Origin of the sequence: Pseudomonas sp. PS02290 (genome assembly GCF_029960075.1) — a bacterium.
Taxonomy (GTDB): Bacteria; Pseudomonadota; Gammaproteobacteria; order Pseudomonadales; family Pseudomonadaceae; genus Aquipseudomonas.
Map to the genome: position 1 here is coordinate 86,199 of NZ_JASCOY010000006.1, position 20,182 is coordinate 106,380.

Below are 20,182 nucleotides of genomic sequence, written 5' to 3' on the forward strand. Positions count from 1 at the left end.
CCTGCCGATGAAGAAAATCTGTCACGCCTTGTCATAAAAACGTGCTGTTTGCTGTGATCCCATCACGCATCTCACCCCGATGTCGCTCGATTACAGGAAGTCCATCCATGTTGCAGCTCTCACGACTGATGCTGGCCACAGGCCTCGGCATCGCGCTCAATCTATCCATGGCCGCCACGGCAGGTGCAGCGTCCGAGGTCACCGGCGCCGGCTCCACGTTCATTTATCCGGTGCTGTACAAATGGGCGACCGACTACAACCAGAAGACTCAGGTCAAGGTCAATTATCAGTACATCGGCTCTGGCGCGGGCATTGCCCTGATAAAGGAAGGGGCCGTGGATTTCGGTGCGACTGACCGACCGATGAGCTCGGCCGACCTCCAAACTTTCGGCCTGCAGCAGTTCCCTTCTGTGATCGGCGGCATTGTTCCTGTCATCAACGTCGCCTCGGTCAAACCGGGGACCCTGAAATTCACAGGCCCGGTGCTTGCCGACATCTACCTGGGCAAAATCAGCAAATGGAATGACCCTGCCCTCGCCGCCCTGAACCCGGGCGTGAAATTGCCTGACGCGAAAATCAGCGTGGTGTATCGCTCGGATGATTCCGGCACCACGTTCAACTGGGTCAGTTACCTGGCGAAGGTCAGTCCGCAATGGAAGAACCAGCTTGGCGCGGGCGCGTCGGTGAAGTGGCCGGTGGGCATGGGCAGCAAGGGCAGCGAGGGCGTGGCGACGTACGTGAAACAGGTGCCGAACTCGATCGGCTACGTCGAGTACGCCTACGTCAAACAGCAGAAGTTGAATTATGGGTTGTTGCAGAACGCTGCCGGCACGTTCGTGACGCCGAGCACCGAAAGCTTTCAGGCGGCAGCGGCCACAGCAGACTGGAAAAACGCGAAGGATTTTGACCTGTCGATGCTCGACGCGCCGGGGGAAAACGCTTATCCGATTACCGCCGCGACGTTTATCGTGATGTACAAGCAGCCCAAGGACGTTGATCGTCAGAAGACCGTTCAGGATTTTTTTCGCTGGACGCTGGAGAGCGGGCAGGAACACGCACGCTCGCTCGACTTCGCACCGATCCCCGATGACCTGAAAAATCAGATCGAAGCTTACTGGGCTAATCCGCCCAAGGCTCAGTGAAAGCCAGAAACGAAAAAAGCGTCCCGAAGGACGCTTTTTTGTAGCTTCAGCGCGAGTGGCGCTTCAGCGATATTTTCTGCCCGGATACTGCTTAGGCGAAAATGGTCGGGGTAAGGGGATTCGAACTCCTGACATCCTGCTCCCAAAGCAGGCGCGCTACCGGACTGCGCTATACCCCGTTAAAACATTGAAAACACCCTAAGGTATTTTCAGAGCGGGTGACGCGACTGGCGTCACTCCCTAAGATCCAACCCGATGAAGCCAGGTCAAAAATGGTGGGTCGTGTGGGATTCGAACCTACGACCAATTGGTTAAAAGCCAACTGCTCTACCAACTGAGCTAACGACCCAAATAATGGTCGGGGTAAGGGGATTCGAACTCCTGACATCCTGCTCCCAAAGCAGGCGCGCTACCGGACTGCGCTATACCCCGACGGTACTACCTCTTGAAATTGGCTCCGTGACCAGGACTCGAACCTGGGACCCAATGATTAACAGTCATTTGCTCTACCGACTGAGCTATCACGGAACGATCTTTTCAAATCTATCAATTTCAGATGCAGCGTTTGACGCGCTTCAACACAACAAATTCAGTAAATCTTCACCAGACGAATCTGGCATTTACCTCACTGAACCTACCGCATTTTCAGCCTCTTCGACCTGTTTGCATCGCTGCGTTCACGTCTCTGAGGCGCGCTATTCTACATTTCCAGAAACACCTGTCAACCCTCTAAATTGCTTTCAAGACAATGATTTGCGATTTTTTTGTGGATCGTCCTCAAGCCCCCGAAAATCCTGCGGTTCAGTGAATAAATCACGGCGCATAAAAAAGGGCTCCCACCAGGGGAGCCCTTCTGCGCCCTCTATATAGAGGCGGGGATCAGCCGAAGACGATCTCGTCGTCCTGCACCGTGCCTCTGATGCTGGTGCCGGGCATGAAGCCGCCCGACAGGATCAACTGAGCCAGCGGGTTTTCGATCCAGCGCTGGATCGCTCGTTTGAGCGGACGCGCGCCGTATACAGGGTCGTAGCCGACGGCGATCAGCTTGTCCATCGCCTCGGTGGACAGTTCCAGGCGCAGATCGCGCTCCGCCAGACGCTGACGCAGACGGCCCAACTGGATCTCGGTGATGCCGGCGATCTGGTCGCGAGCCAGCGGTTCGAAGATCACCACTTCGTCGACCCGGTTGATGAACTCCGGACGGAAGTGCGTGGTGAGCGCATCCATGACCGCTGCGCGCTGCCCTTCCCGATCGCCCACCAGCTCCTGAATGCGAGCCGAGCCCAGGTTGGAGGTCATGACGATCACGGTATTACGGAAATCCACCGTACGCCCGTGACTGTCGGTCAAACGCCCGTCTTCGAGCACTTGCAGCAGGACGTTGAAGACGTCCGGGTGCGCTTTCTCGACTTCGTCCAGCAGGATGACCGAGTAAGGCTTGCGGCGTACCGCTTCGGTCAGATAGCCACCCTCTTCGTAACCGACATAGCCAGGGGGCGCGCCGATCAGACGAGCCACGGAATGCTTCTCCATGAACTCGGACATATCGATCCGCACCATCGCCTCTTCGGTGTCGAACAGGAACTCCGCCAGCGCCTTGCACAGTTCGGTCTTACCCACGCCGGTTGGGCCGAGGAACATAAACGAGCCGCTCGGGCGGTTAGGGTCCGACAGCCCGGCACGCGACCGGCGCACAGCGTTGGCCACCGCGACGACCGCTTCGTTCTGCCCGATCACGCGCTGGTGCAGCAGCTCTTCCATTTTCAGCAGCTTGTCACGCTCGCCTTCGAGCATCTTCGACACCGGAATGCCGGTCCACTTGGACACGACTTCGGCAATCTCTTCCTCGGTCACCTTGCTGCGCAGCAACTGGTTTTCCGGCTTGCCGTGCTGGTCGACCATTTGCAGGCTGCGTTCCAGATCGGGAATCACGCCGTACTGCAATTCAGCCATGCGGTTCAGATCGCCCTTACGCCGCGCCGCTTCCAGTTCCTGGCGAGACTGCTCGATCTTTTGCTGAATCTGCGCAGAACCGGTGACTTCCGCTTTTTCGGAGGTCCAGATTTCTTCGAGGTCGGCATATTCCCGCTCAAGGCGCTGAATCTCTTCCTGGAGTTTTTCCAGGCGCTTGATCGCGGCCTCGTCGTCTTCCTTCTTCAGCGCCTGCGCTTCTACCTTCAACTGAATCAGGCGACGCTCAAGACGGTCGAGCACTTCCGGCTTGGAGTCGATCTCCATACGAATGCGGCTGGCCGCCTCATCGATCAAGTCGATGGCTTTGTCCGGCAGCTGCCTATCGGTGATGTACCGATGGCTGAGCTTGGCCGCCGCAATGATCGCACCGTCGGTGATCGCCACCTTGTGGTGAACCTCATAGCGCTCTTTCAGGCCGCGCAGGATGGCGATGGTGTCTTCTTCACTCGGTTCATCCACCAGCACTTTCTGGAAGCGACGTTCGAGAGCGGCGTCCTTCTCTATATATTGGCGGTACTCATTGAGCGTCGTGGCGCCCACGCAATGCAGCTCGCCACGGGCCAGCGCCGGCTTGAGCATGTTGCCGGCGTCCATCGAGCCTTCGGCCTTGCCGGCACCGACCATGGTGTGCAGTTCGTCGATGAACAGAATGATCTGCCCTTCCTGCTTCGATAGTTCATTGAGCAGGCCTTTCAGGCGCTCTTCAAACTCGCCACGGAACTTGGCGCCCGCGATCAGCGCGCCCATGTCCAGGGACAGCAGACGCTTGCCACGCAGGCCATCCGGTACTTCGCCGTTGATGATGCGCTGAGCAAGGCCTTCAGCGATGGCGGTTTTACCCACGCCAGGCTCACCGATCAATACCGGGTTGTTCTTGGTCCGGCGTTGCAGTACCTGGATGGTCCGACGGATCTCATCGTCGCGGCCAATCACCGGGTCAAGCTTGCCTTCCTCGGCGCGCTTGGTCAGGTCGACGGTGTACTTGTCCAGCGCCTGACGGGATTCTTCCGCGTTCGGGTCGTTGACAGCATCGCCGCCACGCAGGTTGCTGATGGCGTTTTCCAGGGCTTTCTTGCTGACGCCCTGGCCGAGCAGCAGCTTGCCGAGTTTGCTGTTCTCATCCATCGCGGCGAGCAACACCAGCTCGCTGGAGATGAACTGATCGCCTTTTTGCTGAGCCAGACGATCGGCCTGATTCAACAGGCGCGCCAGATCCTGCGACATGTTCACGTCGCCAGTCGGGTTCTGGATCTTCGGCAGTTGATCGAGCTCTTTGGTCAGCGCGGTGCGCAGGCTATTGATGTCGAAGCCCACTTGCAGCAACAAAGGCTTGATCGAACCGCCCTGCTGTTCAAGCAGCGCCTGCATCAAGTGCGCAGGCTCGATGGCCGGATGGTCCAGGCCCACTGCCAGTGATTGAGAATCTGAAAGAGCGAGTTGTAATTTGCTGGTTAAACGGTCAATACGCATGGGTCACCTTCCTAAATGGGCAGGCCGGAGTAATGAACACACCTAATAAAGAAAACCTGCCAGATGGTTCTTTACATGCGGCCGATTAGGCAGGATTCAAGCGCTGACGGGTTGACATGGATCAACATTAGCTTGAAGGAAGGAATTCAGAAGGAATTAGTGCGGGAGCGCGGAGGCTACCGGGCTTCGAGCCAGACAAGCGAGGCGAACCGTCCGGTGCGTGCGCCACGGCGATAGGAGAAGAATCGCTCATCGTTGTAGGTTGAGAGGCCGCCGCCATACACCGCTGTCACGCCGTGGGCGGCCAGACGCAGGCGAGCCAACTGGTAGATATCGGCCATGAACTTGCCAGCGTTGGCGCTCGGCACGAACGCATCGGCTGTCTCAGGGTGCGTCGCCATGAAGGCTTCGCGCACTTCGGGACCGACTTCGAATGCCTGCGGCCCGATGGCAGGACCGAGCCAGACCAGGATGTCGGAGGGCGCATCGGCAAAACTGTCCACCGTCGCCTCAAGTACACCCGCCGCAAGACCGCGCCAGCCCGCATGGGCGGCTGCAACCTGAGTGCCCGCTTTATTGCAGAACAGTGCCGGCAAGCAATCGGCCGTCATGATGGTGCAGGCCACGCCCGGGGTTTTGCTCCAACTGGCATCAGCCTCAAGCACTTCTGCCGGCGCGGCCTCGACCACGTTGACGCCATGAACCTGCTTCAACCATGCAGGCTGGATATTCAGGCGCGAGGTCAGTGCGGAACGGTTGTGCGCAACGGCCGCTGGATCGTCGTTAACGTGATCACCCAGATTGAAGCTGTCGAACGGCGTCGCGCTGACTCCGCCCGATCGCGTCGTGACGCACGCATTGACACCCGCCGGCGCAGGCCAGTCGGGAATCAGCCAGTCCGTCACGCCCTCAGTCATCCGATGAACGCTTCGCGGTCTTGCTTGAGCAGCGTCAGCAACCAGACAAAGTCGTCTGGCAGCGGCGATTCCCAGCTCATGCGCTTACCGGTCGTCGGATGATCCAGTTCAAGGAAACGCGCATGCAGCGCCTGACGCGGGAAGTGTTTCAGCGATTCGACCATGGTGACACTGGCCGCAGGCGGGATCCGGAAACGACCGCCGTAGGCAGGGTCGCCGACCAGCGGGAAGTTGATGTGGGCCATGTGCACACGGATCTGGTGGGTACGCCCGGTTTCCAGCTTGACCCGCACGTGGGTGTGCGAACGGAAACGCTCCAGAACCCGGTAATGACTGACGGCAGGCTTGCCGCCTTCCATGACCGCCATGCGCTGACGCTGCTGACCATGACGACCGATCGGTGCGTTGATCTTGCCGCCCGAGGTCACCACGCCGATGACGATGCACTCATAAATGCGGCTGACGCTGCGATTCTGAAGTTGGGTGACCAACTGCGTCTGCGCCTGAATGGTCTTGGCGACCACCATCAGGCCGGTGGTGTCCTTGTCCAGGCGGTGCACGATGCCGGCACGCGGGACATTGATGATGTCCGGCACATGGTGCAGCAAGGCATTGAGCAGGGTGCCGTCGGCGTGACCCGCTGCCGGATGCACAACCAGACCGGACGGCTTGTTGATCACCAGGATCTGGTCATCTTCGTAGACGATGTCGAGCTCGATGTCCTGCGCGATCCACTCGCCCTGGGCTTCCTGCTCGGCTTTGAGGAGCAGAACGGCGCCACCATGCACGATGTCACGCGGGCGCAACGCGCCTCCGTCCACAGTCAGGCGACCGTCTTTGATCCAGGCGGAAAGGCGCGAGCGCGAGTGCTCTGCGAATAGTTGGGCGGCGACTTGGTCGAGGCGTTGACCGCCCAATTCGGACGGCACCTCTGCGCGGAGTTCTATGATCTCAGACATGCTCAAACTAGGAGGTGGCACTGGCCTTTGGTTTCGGCTGTGCGCTTGTGGTTAAATACGGCGTCTTTTGTCCCGGGGGTTCCACGGGGCGCCCATCATAACAGGACGGTCCTGCGCAAGACAGCAGGCCGTTATAGGGACGCAAGCCGCCATGCAAGTGAAACACCTGCTGCTGATAGCCATCCTCGGACTTACTGTTGCCTGTTCTTCGAAGAAAGAAGTCATCGACGAAAACCTCAGTGAAGTCGAGCTGTACCAGCAGGCGCAGGCCGATCTGGACAACAACAGCTATAACAGCGCCACCGAGAAGCTCAAGGCGCTGGAGTCGCGTTATCCGTTCGGTCGCTACGCTGACCAGGCGCAACTCGAGCTGATCTACGCCAACTACAAGAATGGCGAGCCCGAAGCTGCCAAGTCGGCGGCAGAGCGTTTCATTCGCCTGCACCCGCAACACCCGAACGTCGACTATGCCTATTACCTCAAGGGCCTGACCTCGTTCGACCAGGACGTCGGCATCATCGCCCGCTTCCTGCCGCTGGATCAGACCAAGCGTGACCCGGGCGCCGCTCGCGATTCGTACAACGAGTTCGCTCAGCTGACCAGCCGTTACCCGAACAGCCGCTACGCCCCTGACGCCAAGCAGCGCATGATTTACCTGCGCAACCTGCTGGCGGCCTACGAGATCCACGTTGCCGACTACTACCTGACCCGTCAGGCCTACGTCGCAGCCGCCAACCGCGGTCGTTACGTGGTTGAGAACTTCCAGGAAACCCCATCGGTCGGTGACGGCCTGGCGGTCATGGTCGAGGCCTATCAGCGTCTGCACCTCGACGACCTGGCTGACACCAGCCTGCAAGTCCTGAAAACCAACTACCCGGATCACCCGCAACTGGTGGACGGCAAGTTCGAAGCGCGCACGGCAGAAGCCGACAACCGCTCGTGGCTGTCCAAGGCGACGCTGGGCCTGATCGAAAGCCGTCCGCCGCTGCCACCAGGACAAACCCGCGCCAACCAGGACGTGATCAAGCAGTACCAGGACGCCAAGGAAGCCATCCCTGCCGACCTGTTGCCTGAGAACCAGTCGGCTGACGAAGAGAAGAAAAACAATGATGACGACGGCACGCCGAAAAGCCGCTCGATCTTCAGCTACATGACCTTTGGCCTGTTCGACTGATTCAGTCCCTGCCAAGCGTCAGCTGAAAAAGGCCCTTCGGGGCCTTTTTTCATGCCTGACCGTTTTCCGACAGCATCCGGCGATGGAGATGACTGTGCGCCCGACACCCGCTTGGCTACACTGCGCGCTCTTCACTTCATAAGCTGACAGACATGATTCGCTTGATTATGTGGATCGCCCTGATCGTGGCGGCCATCTGGTTTTTCAAACGCCTGACCAAAGGCCCTGCCCCACGCCCGAAACCCGCAACGCCGGAAGTCGACGCTGCGCCCATGGTGCGTTGCGCGCAATGTGGCGTGTATGTCCCTCGCGATCGCGCGCTGAGCCAGAATCAGCAATGGTATTGCACCGAAGCGCACCGTTTGCAGGGCCCCGCTGCACGTGACCGCTGACAGCCTGTCGCTGACCACGCCTCAGGCACAACGCATCCTGCGGCTGTATCACCTCTATCGTCTGAGCATCGGCGTACTGCTGGTGCTGCTGATCTCCAGCAGCCTGGATGCCGAACTGCTGGAGCTGGCCGATATCGAGCTATTCCGGATCGGCTGTTGGCTGTATCTGGTGTTCAACATCCTCGTCGTGGTGCTGCTCGAACGCCCAAGCCGCCAAGGGCAACTGTTCTCCCTGGCCATGGCTGACACGCTGATGCTGGCGGCGCTGTTCTATGCCGGGGGCGGGGCGCCGAGCGGCATTGGCAACCTGATCATTGCCTCTGTGGCGATCAGCAATGTGCTGCTGCGCAAACGAACCGGGCTGCTGATTGCCGCGCTGTCAGCCATCGGCATCATTTATCTGACCTTCTACATCAGCTATCACAAGCCCTCTGCCGCCAATCATTTCGTGCAGGCCGGCTCGCTGGGTGCCCTGTGCTTTGCGGCGGCCCTGCTGGTCCAGGCCCTCTCACGCCGGCTGCAGCTCAGCGAAGACATCGCCGAACGTCGCGCCGCTGACGTCGACAACCTTGAAGAGCTCAACGCATTGATCCTGCAGCGCATGCGGACCGGCATTTTGGTGCTCGACGAGGATCATAAAGTGCTGCTCGCCAACCAGAGCGCGCTGAATCTGCTGGGCCACGAACGCTTGCTGGGCGAGATCGTCGATGTTTACTCGCCGCAGTTGGTCGAGCGCCTGGGTCAGTGGATGACCAATCCGTCCATGGCACCGCGCAGCATTACCACTTCGGCAATCGGCCCGGTGCTGCGTCCGGGGTTCATCGCCCTGGCGCGCGGCAGTCATCGCCATACGTTGGTATTTCTCGATGACCTGTCGCAGATTTCCCAACAGGCCCAGCAGCTCAAACTGGCCGCGCTGGGCAGACTGACCGCCGGTATCGCCCACGAGATCCGCAACCCGCTGGGCGCCATCAGTCATGCCGCCCAACTGCTGCTGGAATCCGAGGAACTGACCGTTCCGGACCGGCGTCTCAGTCAAATCATTCACGATCAATCGCGGCGGATGAATCTGGTGATCGAGAACGTTCTGCAGTTGTCTCGTCGACGTCAGACCGAGCCCCATCTGCTCGACCTCAAGCAGTGGCTCGAGGCGTTCGTCCGCAACCTTGGCGATGAGCTGACGGCGGGACAAAGCGTGCATCTGGACATCGGTGCAGGCGTGCTCAGTACGCAGATGGACGCGGAACAGTTGCAGCAAGTGATGAGCAATCTGGTGCAAAACGGTTTGCGCTATAGCGGCCAGCTGCACGCACACGCGCAAGTTTGGCTAAGGTTGTTTCAAGCACCGTTCAGCGAACTGCCGACGCTGGAAGTTCTTGACGACGGGCCGGGCGTTGCCGAAGAGCATCTCGCGAAAATCTTCGAGCCCTTCTTCACCACCGAAACCAAAGGAACCGGCCTGGGCCTGTACCTGTCGCGCGAACTGTGCGAAAGCAATCAGGCGAGCCTCAATTACACTCCACGGGAAGGTGGCGGAAGCTGCATGCGAATTACCTTCGCCCATCCGTTCAAGCTGAGCTGAACATGAGCCCACGGCAAAAAATTCTGATCGTCGACGATGAGCCGGACATTCGTGAGTTGCTGGAAATCACGCTCGGACGAATGAAGCTAGACACCCGCAGCGCGCGAAACGTCAAGGAAGCCCAAGAGTGGCTGGCCCGCGAAGCGTTCGACCTGTGCCTGACCGACATGCGCCTGCCCGATGGCAATGGCCTGGAGCTGGTGCAGCACATTCAAAAGCGCCACAACCAGGTGCCGGTGGCGATGATCACCGCCCACGGCAGCCTCGACACAGCGATCCATGCCCTGAAAGCCGGCGCGTTCGACTTTCTGACCAAGCCTGTCGACCTGACGCGATTGCGTGAGTTGGTGACGAGCGCTCTGCGCCTGCGTATTGCGCCTGCTGAAGACAACCGCATCGATAACCGCCTGCTCGGCAGCTCGCCACCGATGCAGGCGCTGCGCAAGCAAATCGCCAAACTGGCCCGCAGCCAGGCGCCGATTTACATCAGTGGCGAATCGGGCAGCGGCAAAGAATTGGTCGCCCGGTTGATTCATGAGCAAGGCCCGCGCGCCGAGCAGCCGTTCGTGCCGGTCAACTGTGGCGCAATCCCGTCAGAGCTCATGGAAAGCGAATTCTTCGGGCACCGCAAAGGCAGCTTCACCGGCGCCCACGAGGACAAGCCCGGCCTGTTTCAGGTCGCCAATGGTGGGACGCTGTTTCTCGATGAAGTCGCTGACCTGCCGCTGGCGATGCAAGTGAAACTGCTCCGCGCGATCCAGGAAAAATCCGTTCGCGCCATCGGCGGCCAGCAGGAGCAGGTGGTGGACGTTCGCGTGCTGTGTGCCACCCACAAGGACCTCAATCAGGAAGTGGCGGCCGGGCGTTTCCGTCAGGATTTGTACTACCGGCTGAACGTCATCGAGCTGCGCGTACCGCCCTTGCGCGAGCGCCGCGAAGACATCGAAGAGATTGCCAACAGCGTGCTGCGTCGCCTGACTGAATCCGCCGGCGAGCCTGCCACCCTTCTCCCGCCCCATGCGCTGGCGGCGCTCAAGGGCTATCGTTTTCCCGGCAATGTGCGCGAGCTGGAAAACATGCTCGAGCGGGCGTACACGCTGTGCGAAGACGATCAGATCAACACCGCAGACCTGCGCCTGGCCGAGCCGTCACGCCCCACCGAGCAAGACGGCCCGAGCCTGGCCGACATCGATAATCTGGAAGACTATCTGGAAAGCATCGAGCGCAAACTGATCCTGCAAGCGCTGGAAGAAACCCGCTGGAATCGCACGGCGGCCGCGCAGCGTTTGAATTTGACCTTCAGGTCGATGCGCTATCGGTTGAAGAAGTTGGGGTTGGAGTGATGGATTCGACGTACGCTTTATAAGTCCCAAAAAGGGACCTATCGTTCCCTTTTTGGGACTTATCCAGACAAATCCCTATGAACATCGGCGACGCGCTCTTCACCACCACTCAGCAACGAGTGCTGGGCCTGCTCTTCGGCAATCCGGAGCGGAGTTTCTATACCAACGAAATCAGTCGCTGGGCCCAAGTCGGCAAAGGCAGCACAACTCGTGAGCTGGAGAAATTGCACTCAGCAGGTTTGCTGACCGCAACCCGCCAAGGCAACCAAATCCATTATCAGGCGAATCCTGAAAGTCCGGTGTACCCCGAACTGGTTGGCCTTGTGCGCAAAACATTCGGCATCGCCGATCACCTCCGAGTGGAGTTATTGCCTTTCGCAGACCAGATTCAGCGAGCGTTTATTTGCGGCTCGGTTGCGAAAGGGACCGCAAACACATCCAGCGATATAGATCTGATGCTGATCGGTGAAGGCGTCAGCTACAGCGAAGTGATGGAGCGTATGATCCCGCTCGAAGAGATGCTGGGCAGACCCATCAACCCGACGCTCTACACGCCGTCGGACTGGAAAGCGAAGCTCGCCACCGGCAACAGCTTTGTGACCCGAGTGGCAGAGCAGGAAAAGATCGACATCATCGGAAGCGATTAGGGAGAACCTACGGACTGGGCAACGAGCCTTTGGCGAACTTGGTACGTACCGGCGGATTGAAAGCCGAGCCTGCTGACAAGAACGAATGTATCGGACTGGTCCGCTCGGCGCTTGATAGGCTGTTGGACGCTCATAATTCCGCGCTTTCATACGCCAGCCGTTTTGATCTGGCCTATAACGCTGCACACGCACTGGCGCTGGCGGCAATGCGCCTGAAAGGATATCGGTCAGACCGCCGCTATCTCGTGTTTCAGTGCCTTCCACACACGCTGAATCTGGATAAAGTGCGGGTGAGGCTCTTTGCGCTTTGCCACGAGCGCAGAAACCTCGCTGAACACGAAGGCTACATGGATATCGATGACGCGCTGCTCGCGGAGCTACTCACGAGTACCGAAGCACTTCGAGGTCTACTGGCGTCGGAGATGGCCGCTCATGGTTTCAGTCTCCCCTCTGGCGCATAAGGCGCCTCATCTATAATCGGCATTTCCCCGACCAGCAAATCCGTCAGTAACTGACACGAAGCCGGCGCCAGCACTAAGCCGTTGCGGTAATGGCCGCAGTTGAGCCACAAGCCTTGATGATTCGGCACAGGGCCGATGAAAGGAATGCCGTCAGGCGATCCCGGCCGCAGCCCTGCCCAGTGCCCGACCACGTGCGCATCCGCCAGAGCCGGGATCAGTTCGATCGCCGAAGCTTTTAGGCTTTCCAGAGCATTTTCAGTGGGTGTTTTATCAAAACCTTCGTGTTCGAGCGTGCTGCCGATGAGGATATGTCCGTCACGCCGGGGGATGGCGTAACGGCCTTTGGCGAGGATCATGCTCGGCAGAAAGTCGGCGGCGCACTTGTAGAGGATCATCTGCCCTTTAACCGGTTCGACGGGCAGCGCCAGCCCCAGCTTGCCGAGCAGATCGCCGCTCCATGCGCCCGCCGCCAGCACTACGCTGTCGCCGAGCACATCGCCCTCGTCTGTCGTGACTCCCAGTACGCGATTACCTTCGCGTACGAAGTCGATGACCTGGCAGTGCTCGCGAATCACCACATTGGGCAACGCCAGCAGTGCAGCCTTGAGCGACTTGACCAGACGCGGGTTGCGGACATTAGCGACGTCGGCCATGTGCACTGCACTTGAATAGCCGCCCCCCATGACGGGCACGGCGTCGTACACCGCAGAAATATCCACCGATGTCAGCGGACGCTTCATAAGCGCCGCCCACTTGAGGGCCTCGGCTTCGTCGTCCAGATCCAGCCAGTAAAGGCCAGTCTTGTGTACTTGCGGGTCGATGCCGGTCATTGCCAGCAAGCGCTCGGCGAGCTGTGGGTAAAAATCTTGGGACCAGTGCGAGAGTGCCGTTACCGCCGGGCTATAGCGCCATGGGTAGAGCGGCGACACGATGCCGCCGCCGGCCCATGAGGATTCCTGGCCGACTTCGGAACGGTCGATCAGCGTTACGCTTCGGACTTTGGAGGCGAGATTGAAGGCCGTCAGGAGGCCGATGACGCCGCCGCCGATGATAATGATGTGTTGCCTGGACATGCTGAACCCAACCACCCACGGATAATATGCGCCGCAGTCCGCCCGTCAGATAGCAATCAACCTGACGCGAAAGCGGCCGAAGAAATACTGTATGCCACCGGTCCGCCGAAAATTCCCGGACATCTACTACTTAGCGACTTCGGAGCTGGGTAGTATCACCATATTTCAACGCAAAAAATGGAATTTCCTTGATGGATCTCAGCTCTGGTCTAACGCGCCCGAATCCGCGTCGCAGCTGGCAATGTCCTGACAAGGGCATGAGCGGCGGGTTTACGTTGATCGAGTTGATCGTGACCGTGGTAATCGTCGGTATTTTCGCGGCCATTGCGGTGCCGAGTTTCGTTGGCTTGATTCACCGAAGTAACGTGAGGGCCGGGGCCGATGAGCTGTATGACCTGCTGCAATATGCTCGGGGCGAAGCGGTGACTCGTAGCACGCCTGTCACCATTGCGGCGCCCGGAAACAGCAGCGCCAACTGGGCTGGGGATCTCTCGGTTAAAACGACTCAGCAAACGCTGAGACAGATTGGCGCCTCTGGGCTGCAGGCCGGTATCACTATTGCTACCGCAGTGGGCAGCATTGCTTTCTCGCCGACGGGCACGTCATCTGCGACTACCTGCTTCCAGGTTTCATACGCCAGTGACGCCTCCGTTACGCCGCAATTTATCTCCGTGCAGTCCAGCGGACGGGTAACACCTCCCGCCTCGACGCGCCCTGGAGGGTGCTGATGGACGCTAGCTTCGCGCCCGGTCGTTCAGCGGGTTTCAGCATGATCGAAGTCCTGGTCAGCCTGCTCATCACTGTGGTGGGCGTGCTTGGGATGGTTGCCCTGCAAAGCAAGGCCATTCCCTACACTCAGGATTCTGTTCAGCGTAATACCGCGATGATGCTGGTGGACGATCTCGTCGAAATCATTCGCAGCGCACCCGCGGATTGCACCACCGCCAACTCATGCCTGAAGGCGCCGGGCTCTCCGTTTCCGGATCCCGCTTCGGACTGCACACCGTCACCTTCAGCGCTTTCCGAGCAGATCGGTTGCTGGGCATCACGTGCACGCACCATGTTGCCAGGCGCCGACAACCTGCTTGACTCGGACAGCTTTTATATCTGCAAAACACCTACGCCAGGCGATGTATCAGCCTGTACGACCTCAAGCACAACGAACGCTGATCTGGAGATTCAGGTTGCCTGGACGGTCAAGAACGCCGCCGACTGCATGACCGGCTCTAGTCTCACGACGCCAGGCACCTGCACCTACCGCTTGAGGACACGCATCAAATGACAGTGAACGCCTTACCTAACCGGCAGGAAGGCCTGTCACTGATCGAGCTGATGGTCGCGATGGTCATCGGGCTATTTCTGATCCTCGGCGTGACTCAGATTTTCATCAGCAACCAACGGACCTATCTATTCCAGCAGGCACAGATGGGCAATCAGGAAAACGGCCGATTTACCTTGGCCATCCTGAGCCAGGAACTGCTGAAGGCAGGGTACCGCAGCAGCCTCGGCGCAGTGATTCCCGCTGACAATTCCATGAATGGCTGCAATTTCCCCCAGGGTGCCTCCGTCGTAGCACTATCCGAATCGTCCTTGTGCATTCAATATCAGGCCACCAGCAAGCTTGATGTCACCTGCCAAGGCGCCGCTCTTGCAGCGGGGGACCAGAACAACATAACCACGCCCTATTCGGCGCGGTCGGTGCCGACCACTGTGCGCCCGAAAATTGTTGAAAGAATAGATTTTGATTCTGCCAACAAGGCCATTACGTGCACCAGCGGTGCCGCGACTCAACAGTTGGTGAGCGGCGTTCAGGATCTGCGTTTTGAATATGGATCGGACCCCTCGGACCCGAAAGCTGTCAGCAAATTCAGCACCTCCGCGCCGACCGGGACCATTGCGGCGGTGCGCTACAGCGCGTTGATGCAGAGCTCGGGCACACCAATGATCCGCGACTCTACCACCGATATTTCACCCGCTTTGAAAGATTGGAACGGGCGCTATGGCACCAGTTACAACGATACGAAAGGTATTTATCAAATTGTGCAGGGGACCGTCATGATCCGGAATCAGATGCCATGAAGCCCCCGATCAATACGCTTGCGCGCTGGCAACACCGCAACCAGACCGGCGCCACGCTTCTGGTGGCGTTGATGATGCTGTTGATCATCACGTTGCTTGCACTTTCCAGCATGCGGGGGGTGTCGCTCGAATCCCGGATCACCGGTAACCTCAGGCTCCAGAAGACCCTGACCAACGCCGCCGAAGCGGGGCTGCGAATCGGTGAACTGAGCATCAACCAGTGGCAATGCACTGCGATCGCCGGCAATACGAACAAGCCCTGCATGCGTATCCCGACGACCCTGACAAATGGCGACTATTTGCCGGCATTCAACGCCGCCAACATCGCCAATATCAACCTGGTTACTACTTATCAATACAATCCGGTCACCGGCAATAACGTCGAGATTGAATGGTATGTAACCGATCTGAAGTTCCTGGACGGTCAGACGCAGAATAATTGCGCGCTTCTGGCCAGAGACTGCGGCCGTCACTATTACGAAATCACCGCCTGCGCTTCCAACGTCAGATGCTCCAGCGACACAACCACGCAACGCGTCATCCTTCGCACGGTTTTTGCCGTTTCCGACTCTTAAGTGCCTGCCAGACAGTGAACGACCATGAATAAGCCAATCACGCTCAGCAGTTTCATCGTTGCACTGGCCTGTCTGATCCTGCTGCCGTTCGGCTTGGCGCACGCTGCCGTGAGCCAGGTTCCCGCGCAGCTGCCGCTGTTCCTGAACAACTCCGTACCGCCGTTGAACATGCTGGTGGTGGGCCGCGACCATAAATTGTTTTTCCCTGCCTATAACGACGCCTCGGATCTGGACGGGGACGGCTCAATCGATATTCGTTACAAGCCTTCAATCACTTACCTGGGCTATTTCGACTCACTCACGTGCTACAGCTACAACAATGGTTACTTTTCGGCGCAGTCAAAAACAACGGTTGCCAACCTGAAGAAATGTCCAGGCAGCTGGAGTGGCGATTACCTTAACTACCTGACGACCTCACGCGCTGATGCGCTGCGTAAAGTGCTCTATGGCGGCTATCGCGAGGTGGACACCACCTCGCAGACCATTCTTACCCGCGCCTATATTTCGACCGACGCACACACGTGGGGCAAGGAATATTCGAGCCGTACAATCGATGGTTACGACCTGTCGGATTACACGCCACTGTCGAATCCCAGTGCGGGCAACTACACGCTCTTCGCCAACAACACGCAAAGCAGCGCGCCGTTGCTGCGTGTGCTGTCCAACGTGTCGAACATCCGCATCTTTGGCTGGGTATCCCGGGAAGTGACCCAGGGCGGGTCCAAGGCAACCAACACCAGCTTCAGCGACGTAGATGTTTCGCCCACCAGCTATCAGGTGCGGGTCGAGGTCTGTAAATCGGGCTTTATCGAAAGCAATTGCAAGCTCTATCCCAATGGTACCTACAAACCCACAGGCATCCTTCACGACTACGGTGAAGGCAACCAGATGTATTTCGGGCTTGTGACGGGAACCTACCAGAACAACATTCAGGGCGGCGTGGTCCGCAAAGCGATGGGCAGCTTCTCTGCCGAAATCGATGCCTCGACCGGCATCTTTGGCACACAGGACAGATATGGCAACTACGTAAAAGGCGCGATCATCGGCACCTTGGACGGGCTGAGGCTCAGTACCACCGGGTGCAATATTTACGTGACCCCGATGCCGAACGCGAACTGCCCAAACTGGGGGAATCCGCTTGGCGAAATGATGTTTGAGACCATGCGCTACTTCAGTGGCGAGACCACGCCTACTGCCAACTATAAATCCGGGAATGCTGACACCAGCGGTGGCTTGAGCCTGACCAGCGTCACGACGTGGAGCAACCCTTACTCGGCGACACCGAACGCAGCCGCCACACCGCCGACCTATCCGAGCTGTTCCAAACCATTCGAGACACTTTTCAGTGACGTCACCCCTAGTTATGACTCCGACTTGCCTGGCAGCAAATACACGATAAACGCCGCCCCGGGCAGTTCCGATGCGCTGAAAAACCTGGATGTCAGCGCCCTTGGGCAGACAATCTGGAACTCCGATGTGGGTGGCAGCAAAAACATCAACATCGGCCAGACATTAAGCGCTAGCGATCAGGCGCCGACTGCAAAAGTGGCGTCCAGTCTGGGCGACATCAGGGGATTGCCCGAAGAGCCCACCAAAGAGGGCACGTTCAACGCGGCAGCGGTGGCTTATTTCGCCAATACCAACCCGATCACGTCACTGGGTAACCAAAAGGTCCAGACATTTTCCATCGCGCTCTCATCGACACTACCGCGGATTCAAATGCCCGTCGGTACGGGCTCAATCACGCTGGTACCATTTGGCAAAGTGGCGAGCAGCGGCATTACCGAGCAAATCACCGGCTTTTATATCGATTCGCTGTACAACATGACAGGCCAGCCCACCAACGCCAATATCAACGGCGGCCGGGCGCAGGCGGTTTTCCGGGTGGTGTTCGATGACTGCGGTCAGGGCTGTGATTACGACATGGACGCCATCGTGCTCTATACCGTCGCGGTCAACGCCCTCGGCACTCTGGATGTGACGCTGCAGACCGTCTACTCGGTATCGGGCGCCGAGTCGCACATGGGCTATACCATTTCCGGCACCACCACCGATGGTATTTATCTGGAGGTGACAGGGGGGGCCAACGGCAACCTTCACTACTCGCTGGACACGCCCGGTACGAGACTTCCCGGTGCATGCGCGACATCCACCGCGACCTGCAACAACACGGCCGACCTGCTGCCGGGACGCAAAGACCAAAACCAGGCTGTGCTTCCTTTGACTCGCGGAGATACTCACACGCGAAGATTCGTTGCCTCGCCAACGACCTCCATCACCAACCTCCAGGATCCATTGTGGTACGCGGCCAAGTGGGGCGGCTTCGGCGGCCCGACCAACACCAGCAGCAGCCTGCCGGTGGCGGGACAGTGGGATTCGACAAAATCGGGCACACCCAACAATTACTTCCTGGTGACCAACGCTTCGACGCTCAAGCAACAGCTCGACGCCGCCTTCAACCAGATTCTGCAAACCAATAACTCGGTGGCGACACCGGCAGTGGTCCCTGCGCTCGGCACCAGCAACGCGGCCGCGACATATTTGAACAGCCTCAATGTCGCCACCTGGAGCGGCGACCTGATCAAGACCACCACCACGATCAACAAAGCGGACGGCAGTACCAGCAGCGTACAGAACTGGTCTGCCTCGCAGGTAGTGCCTACATGGAGTTCGCGCAACATCCAGATGGCAGGCACGACCACTAACGGCCTGCAGGCGTTCACCTATGCCAACCTGGCGAACCGTACCTACGCCGGCATCAACTTGCAGACGACATTGACGTCTGACCAAGTGGACTTCGTGAAAGGCGACACTAGTAAAGCGACCTCCACCTATCGCCGCCGTGCATCGCTCATCGGTGACCTGGTCAACTCCTCGCCAGTGGTGGTGGACACAGCGCTCTATGACGCTACCGTTGCCGATACGCTCGACGGACAGAGCGGCGCCTACGGAACGTTCCAGACGACCCAGAGCACCCGACGCGGGCAAGTTTACGTCGGTGCCAATGACGGGATGCTGCATGCGTTCGACACCCTGACCGGCGTCGAAAAATTCGCGTTCATCCCCACGGCAGTGATCTCGAACCTGAATGCGTTGACCAACAAGGACTACAACTCCAACTCCGCCCTTCACCGTTTCTTCGTCGACAGCACGCCGGTCGTCGCAGACGTTTACTTTGGCAGCGCCTGGCACACGATTCTGGTGGGCACGCTGGGTGCTGGAGGACGGGAAATCTTTGCGCTGGACGTCACCAATCCCGACAGCATCAGCCTGCTCTGGGAGTTCACGTCACAGAACGACGTGGATCTGGGCTCAAGTTTTTCCGTTCCTGTCATCGCCAAGCTGCACTCCGGAGAATGGGGCGTCATAGTCGGCAATGGCTACAGCGGCAACAACGGCAACGCATCACTGTTCATCCTCAATGCCGCCACAGGTGCCACGATCAGCAAGTTGACCACCTCGGTGACCGGCAACAACGGGCTGTCTTCTCCCGTGGTGCTGGATGCAAACGCCGACGGCTATGCAGATTACGTGTATGCCGGGGACCTGCTTGGCAATCTGTGGCGCTTTGACCTGATCGCAGGTTCGCTGACGGCAAACGCCACAGCGAGTAACTACAAAGTAGCGTTTGGCAACAAACCGCTCTACACCGCAACCGCGAGCGATACAGCAGGGGCCGCCGTGCAGTCCATTACTGCGCCGCCTACGGTCGTGGCCCACCCGACCGCAGCGGGAACGATCGTGTTGTTCGGAACGGGTCGCTACTTCGCGACGGCGGATAAGGCCAGCACCGACCTGCAGACTCTGTACGGCATCTGGGATAAACAAACGGTGGGCGCTGCAGCATCGTCAACGCCGACGTTGACGCGGGGCAGCCTTCAGGCTCAGACGATTACGTCCCAAGCCAATAACGTCAGTTTTGCGGGCACCAGTAACGATGTCCGCATCGTGAGTAATAACACGGTGGACTGGACCGCCAAGTCGGGCTGGTATCTCGACCTTGCTGTGGGCAACACGCTTCTGGGTGAGCGGCTGGTCGATCCGCTGGTCCTCAGCGGCAGCGTATTGTTTGCATCGACGAGGACCCCTGTCACCGACGTATGCAGCCCGGGCGTCACCGGATGGCTTTACGGCCTTAACCCGACCACCGGAGGCCGCACGACCTTTACCGTGTTCAACCTTCGACGCAACGGTACGATCTCGAGCGCTGACAACTACAACGACACCGTCGTCAGCGGGATGAGCATCAGTGCCGGGGGTGTGGACGTTGGCAGCATCGGCGGCAGCAAGTACGCCACCGACTCGAGCGGCGAACCCACTGCCGTCAACACCGGAACCGCTTTCAATGGCCGTCAGAACTGGCGCGTCATCCCATACACTCCATGAGGCTGTAC

16 protein-coding genes and 4 tRNA genes are annotated in these 20,182 nt (G+C 58.8%); 12 read left to right on the forward strand and 8 right to left on the reverse strand.

What is annotated here, in order from left to right; all coding sequences use genetic code 11:
• Positions 1 to 128 precede the first annotated feature (128 nt).
• On the forward strand, positions 129 to 1,142 hold the full coding sequence (gene pstS / locus QMX88_RS05465) for a phosphate ABC transporter substrate-binding protein PstS (RefSeq protein WP_442969433.1): 1,014 nt from the start codon (positions 129 to 131) through the stop codon (positions 1,140 to 1,142).
• A gap of 102 nt (positions 1,143 to 1,244) precedes the next feature.
• Here the strand turns inward: pstS and QMX88_RS05470 are convergent.
• From QMX88_RS05470 to rluD, 7 genes are all read right to left on the reverse strand, one after another.
• Positions 1,245 to 1,321: transfer RNA gene (locus tag QMX88_RS05470), tRNA-Pro, on the reverse strand.
• 94 nt (positions 1,322 to 1,415) lie between these two features.
• Positions 1,416 to 1,491, reverse strand: a tRNA-Lys gene (locus QMX88_RS05475).
• Positions 1,492 to 1,497: 6 nt separating this feature from the next.
• Positions 1,498 to 1,574: transfer RNA gene (locus tag QMX88_RS05480), tRNA-Pro, on the reverse strand.
• A gap of 20 nt (positions 1,575 to 1,594) precedes the next feature.
• Positions 1,595 to 1,670: transfer RNA gene (locus tag QMX88_RS05485), tRNA-Asn, on the reverse strand.
• A gap of 351 nt (positions 1,671 to 2,021) precedes the next feature.
• Entirely contained in the window at positions 2,022 to 4,586 is a 2,565-nt protein-coding gene (gene clpB / locus QMX88_RS05490; protein ID WP_282367068.1) for an ATP-dependent chaperone ClpB, read from the reverse strand.
• A gap of 176 nt (positions 4,587 to 4,762) precedes the next feature.
• On the reverse strand, positions 4,763 to 5,491 hold the full coding sequence (gene pgeF / locus QMX88_RS05495) for a peptidoglycan editing factor PgeF (protein WP_282367164.1): 729 nt from the start codon (positions 5,489 to 5,491) through the stop codon (positions 4,763 to 4,765).
• Positions 5,492 to 5,499: 8 nt separating this feature from the next.
• Positions 5,500 to 6,462: a 23S rRNA pseudouridine(1911/1915/1917) synthase RluD gene (gene rluD, locus QMX88_RS05500; protein ID WP_065987655.1), complete on the reverse strand. Its 963-nt coding sequence runs from the start codon at positions 6,460 to 6,462 to the stop codon at positions 5,500 to 5,502.
• Between the two features lie 151 nt (positions 6,463 to 6,613).
• Between rluD and QMX88_RS05505 the strand changes: the two genes are divergently transcribed.
• The 6 genes from QMX88_RS05505 (at position 6,614) to QMX88_RS05530 (ending at position 12,061) form a co-directional block, all read left to right on the forward strand.
• Entirely contained in the window at positions 6,614 to 7,636 is a 1,023-nt protein-coding gene (locus QMX88_RS05505; RefSeq protein WP_192173378.1) for an outer membrane protein assembly factor BamD, read from the forward strand.
• Between the two features lie 152 nt (positions 7,637 to 7,788).
• Complete coding sequence (locus tag QMX88_RS05510; protein ID WP_282367075.1) at positions 7,789 to 8,028, forward strand: PP0621 family protein; 240 nt, start codon at positions 7,789 to 7,791, stop codon at positions 8,026 to 8,028.
• Positions 8,018 to 9,610 (forward strand): sensor histidine kinase, encoded by a 1,593-nt coding sequence (locus QMX88_RS05515; RefSeq protein WP_282367077.1) that lies wholly within the window; start codon positions 8,018 to 8,020, stop codon positions 9,608 to 9,610. Before QMX88_RS05510 ends, QMX88_RS05515 begins: the two co-directional genes overlap by 11 nt.
• A 2-nt stretch (positions 9,611 to 9,612) precedes the next feature.
• On the forward strand, positions 9,613 to 10,953 hold the full coding sequence (locus tag QMX88_RS05520) for a sigma-54-dependent transcriptional regulator (RefSeq protein ID WP_192173380.1): 1,341 nt from the start codon (positions 9,613 to 9,615) through the stop codon (positions 10,951 to 10,953).
• Positions 10,954 to 11,030: 77 nt separating this feature from the next.
• Positions 11,031 to 11,600 (forward strand): nucleotidyltransferase domain-containing protein, encoded by a 570-nt coding sequence (locus QMX88_RS05525; protein ID WP_282367079.1) that lies wholly within the window; start codon positions 11,031 to 11,033, stop codon positions 11,598 to 11,600.
• Positions 11,601 to 11,629: 29 nt separating this feature from the next.
• Positions 11,630 to 12,061 carry a hypothetical protein gene (locus QMX88_RS05530; RefSeq protein WP_442969432.1) on the forward strand — a complete coding sequence of 144 codons (432 nt, stop codon included), beginning with the start codon at positions 11,630 to 11,632 and terminating at the stop codon, positions 12,059 to 12,061.
• Here the strand turns inward: QMX88_RS05530 and thiO are convergent.
• Positions 12,031 to 13,134 (reverse strand): glycine oxidase ThiO, encoded by a 1,104-nt coding sequence (gene thiO / locus QMX88_RS05535; protein ID WP_282367081.1) that lies wholly within the window; start codon positions 13,132 to 13,134, stop codon positions 12,031 to 12,033. The two genes, QMX88_RS05530 and thiO, sit on opposite strands and share 31 nt — an antisense overlap.
• A 191-nt stretch (positions 13,135 to 13,325) precedes the next feature.
• On the opposite strand from thiO, the gene QMX88_RS05540 reads away from it, so the two are divergent.
• From QMX88_RS05540 to QMX88_RS05560, 5 genes are read left to right on the forward strand one after another with little or no spacing between them, the layout of a single operon-like run.
• Complete coding sequence (locus QMX88_RS05540; RefSeq protein WP_282367083.1) at positions 13,326 to 13,862, forward strand: GspH/FimT family pseudopilin; 537 nt, start codon at positions 13,326 to 13,328, stop codon at positions 13,860 to 13,862.
• On the forward strand, positions 13,862 to 14,416 hold the full coding sequence (pilV, locus tag QMX88_RS05545) for a type IV pilus modification protein PilV (protein WP_282367085.1): 555 nt from the start codon (positions 13,862 to 13,864) through the stop codon (positions 14,414 to 14,416). The genes QMX88_RS05540 and pilV overlap by 1 nt, the downstream gene beginning before the upstream one ends.
• Positions 14,413 to 15,213, forward strand: a complete 801-nt coding sequence (locus QMX88_RS05550) for a PilW family protein (protein WP_282367087.1) — start codon at positions 14,413 to 14,415, stop codon at positions 15,211 to 15,213. The genes pilV and QMX88_RS05550 overlap by 4 nt, the downstream gene beginning before the upstream one ends.
• On the forward strand, positions 15,210 to 15,788 hold the full coding sequence (locus QMX88_RS05555; RefSeq protein ID WP_192173387.1) for a pilus assembly PilX family protein: 579 nt from the start codon (positions 15,210 to 15,212) through the stop codon (positions 15,786 to 15,788). Before QMX88_RS05550 ends, QMX88_RS05555 begins: the two co-directional genes overlap by 4 nt.
• 24 nt (positions 15,789 to 15,812) lie before the next feature.
• A complete protein-coding gene (locus tag QMX88_RS05560) occupies positions 15,813 to 20,174 on the forward strand; it encodes a pilus assembly protein (RefSeq protein WP_282367088.1) in 4,362 nt (1,453 codons plus the stop codon).
• Positions 20,175 to 20,182 lie beyond the last annotated feature (8 nt).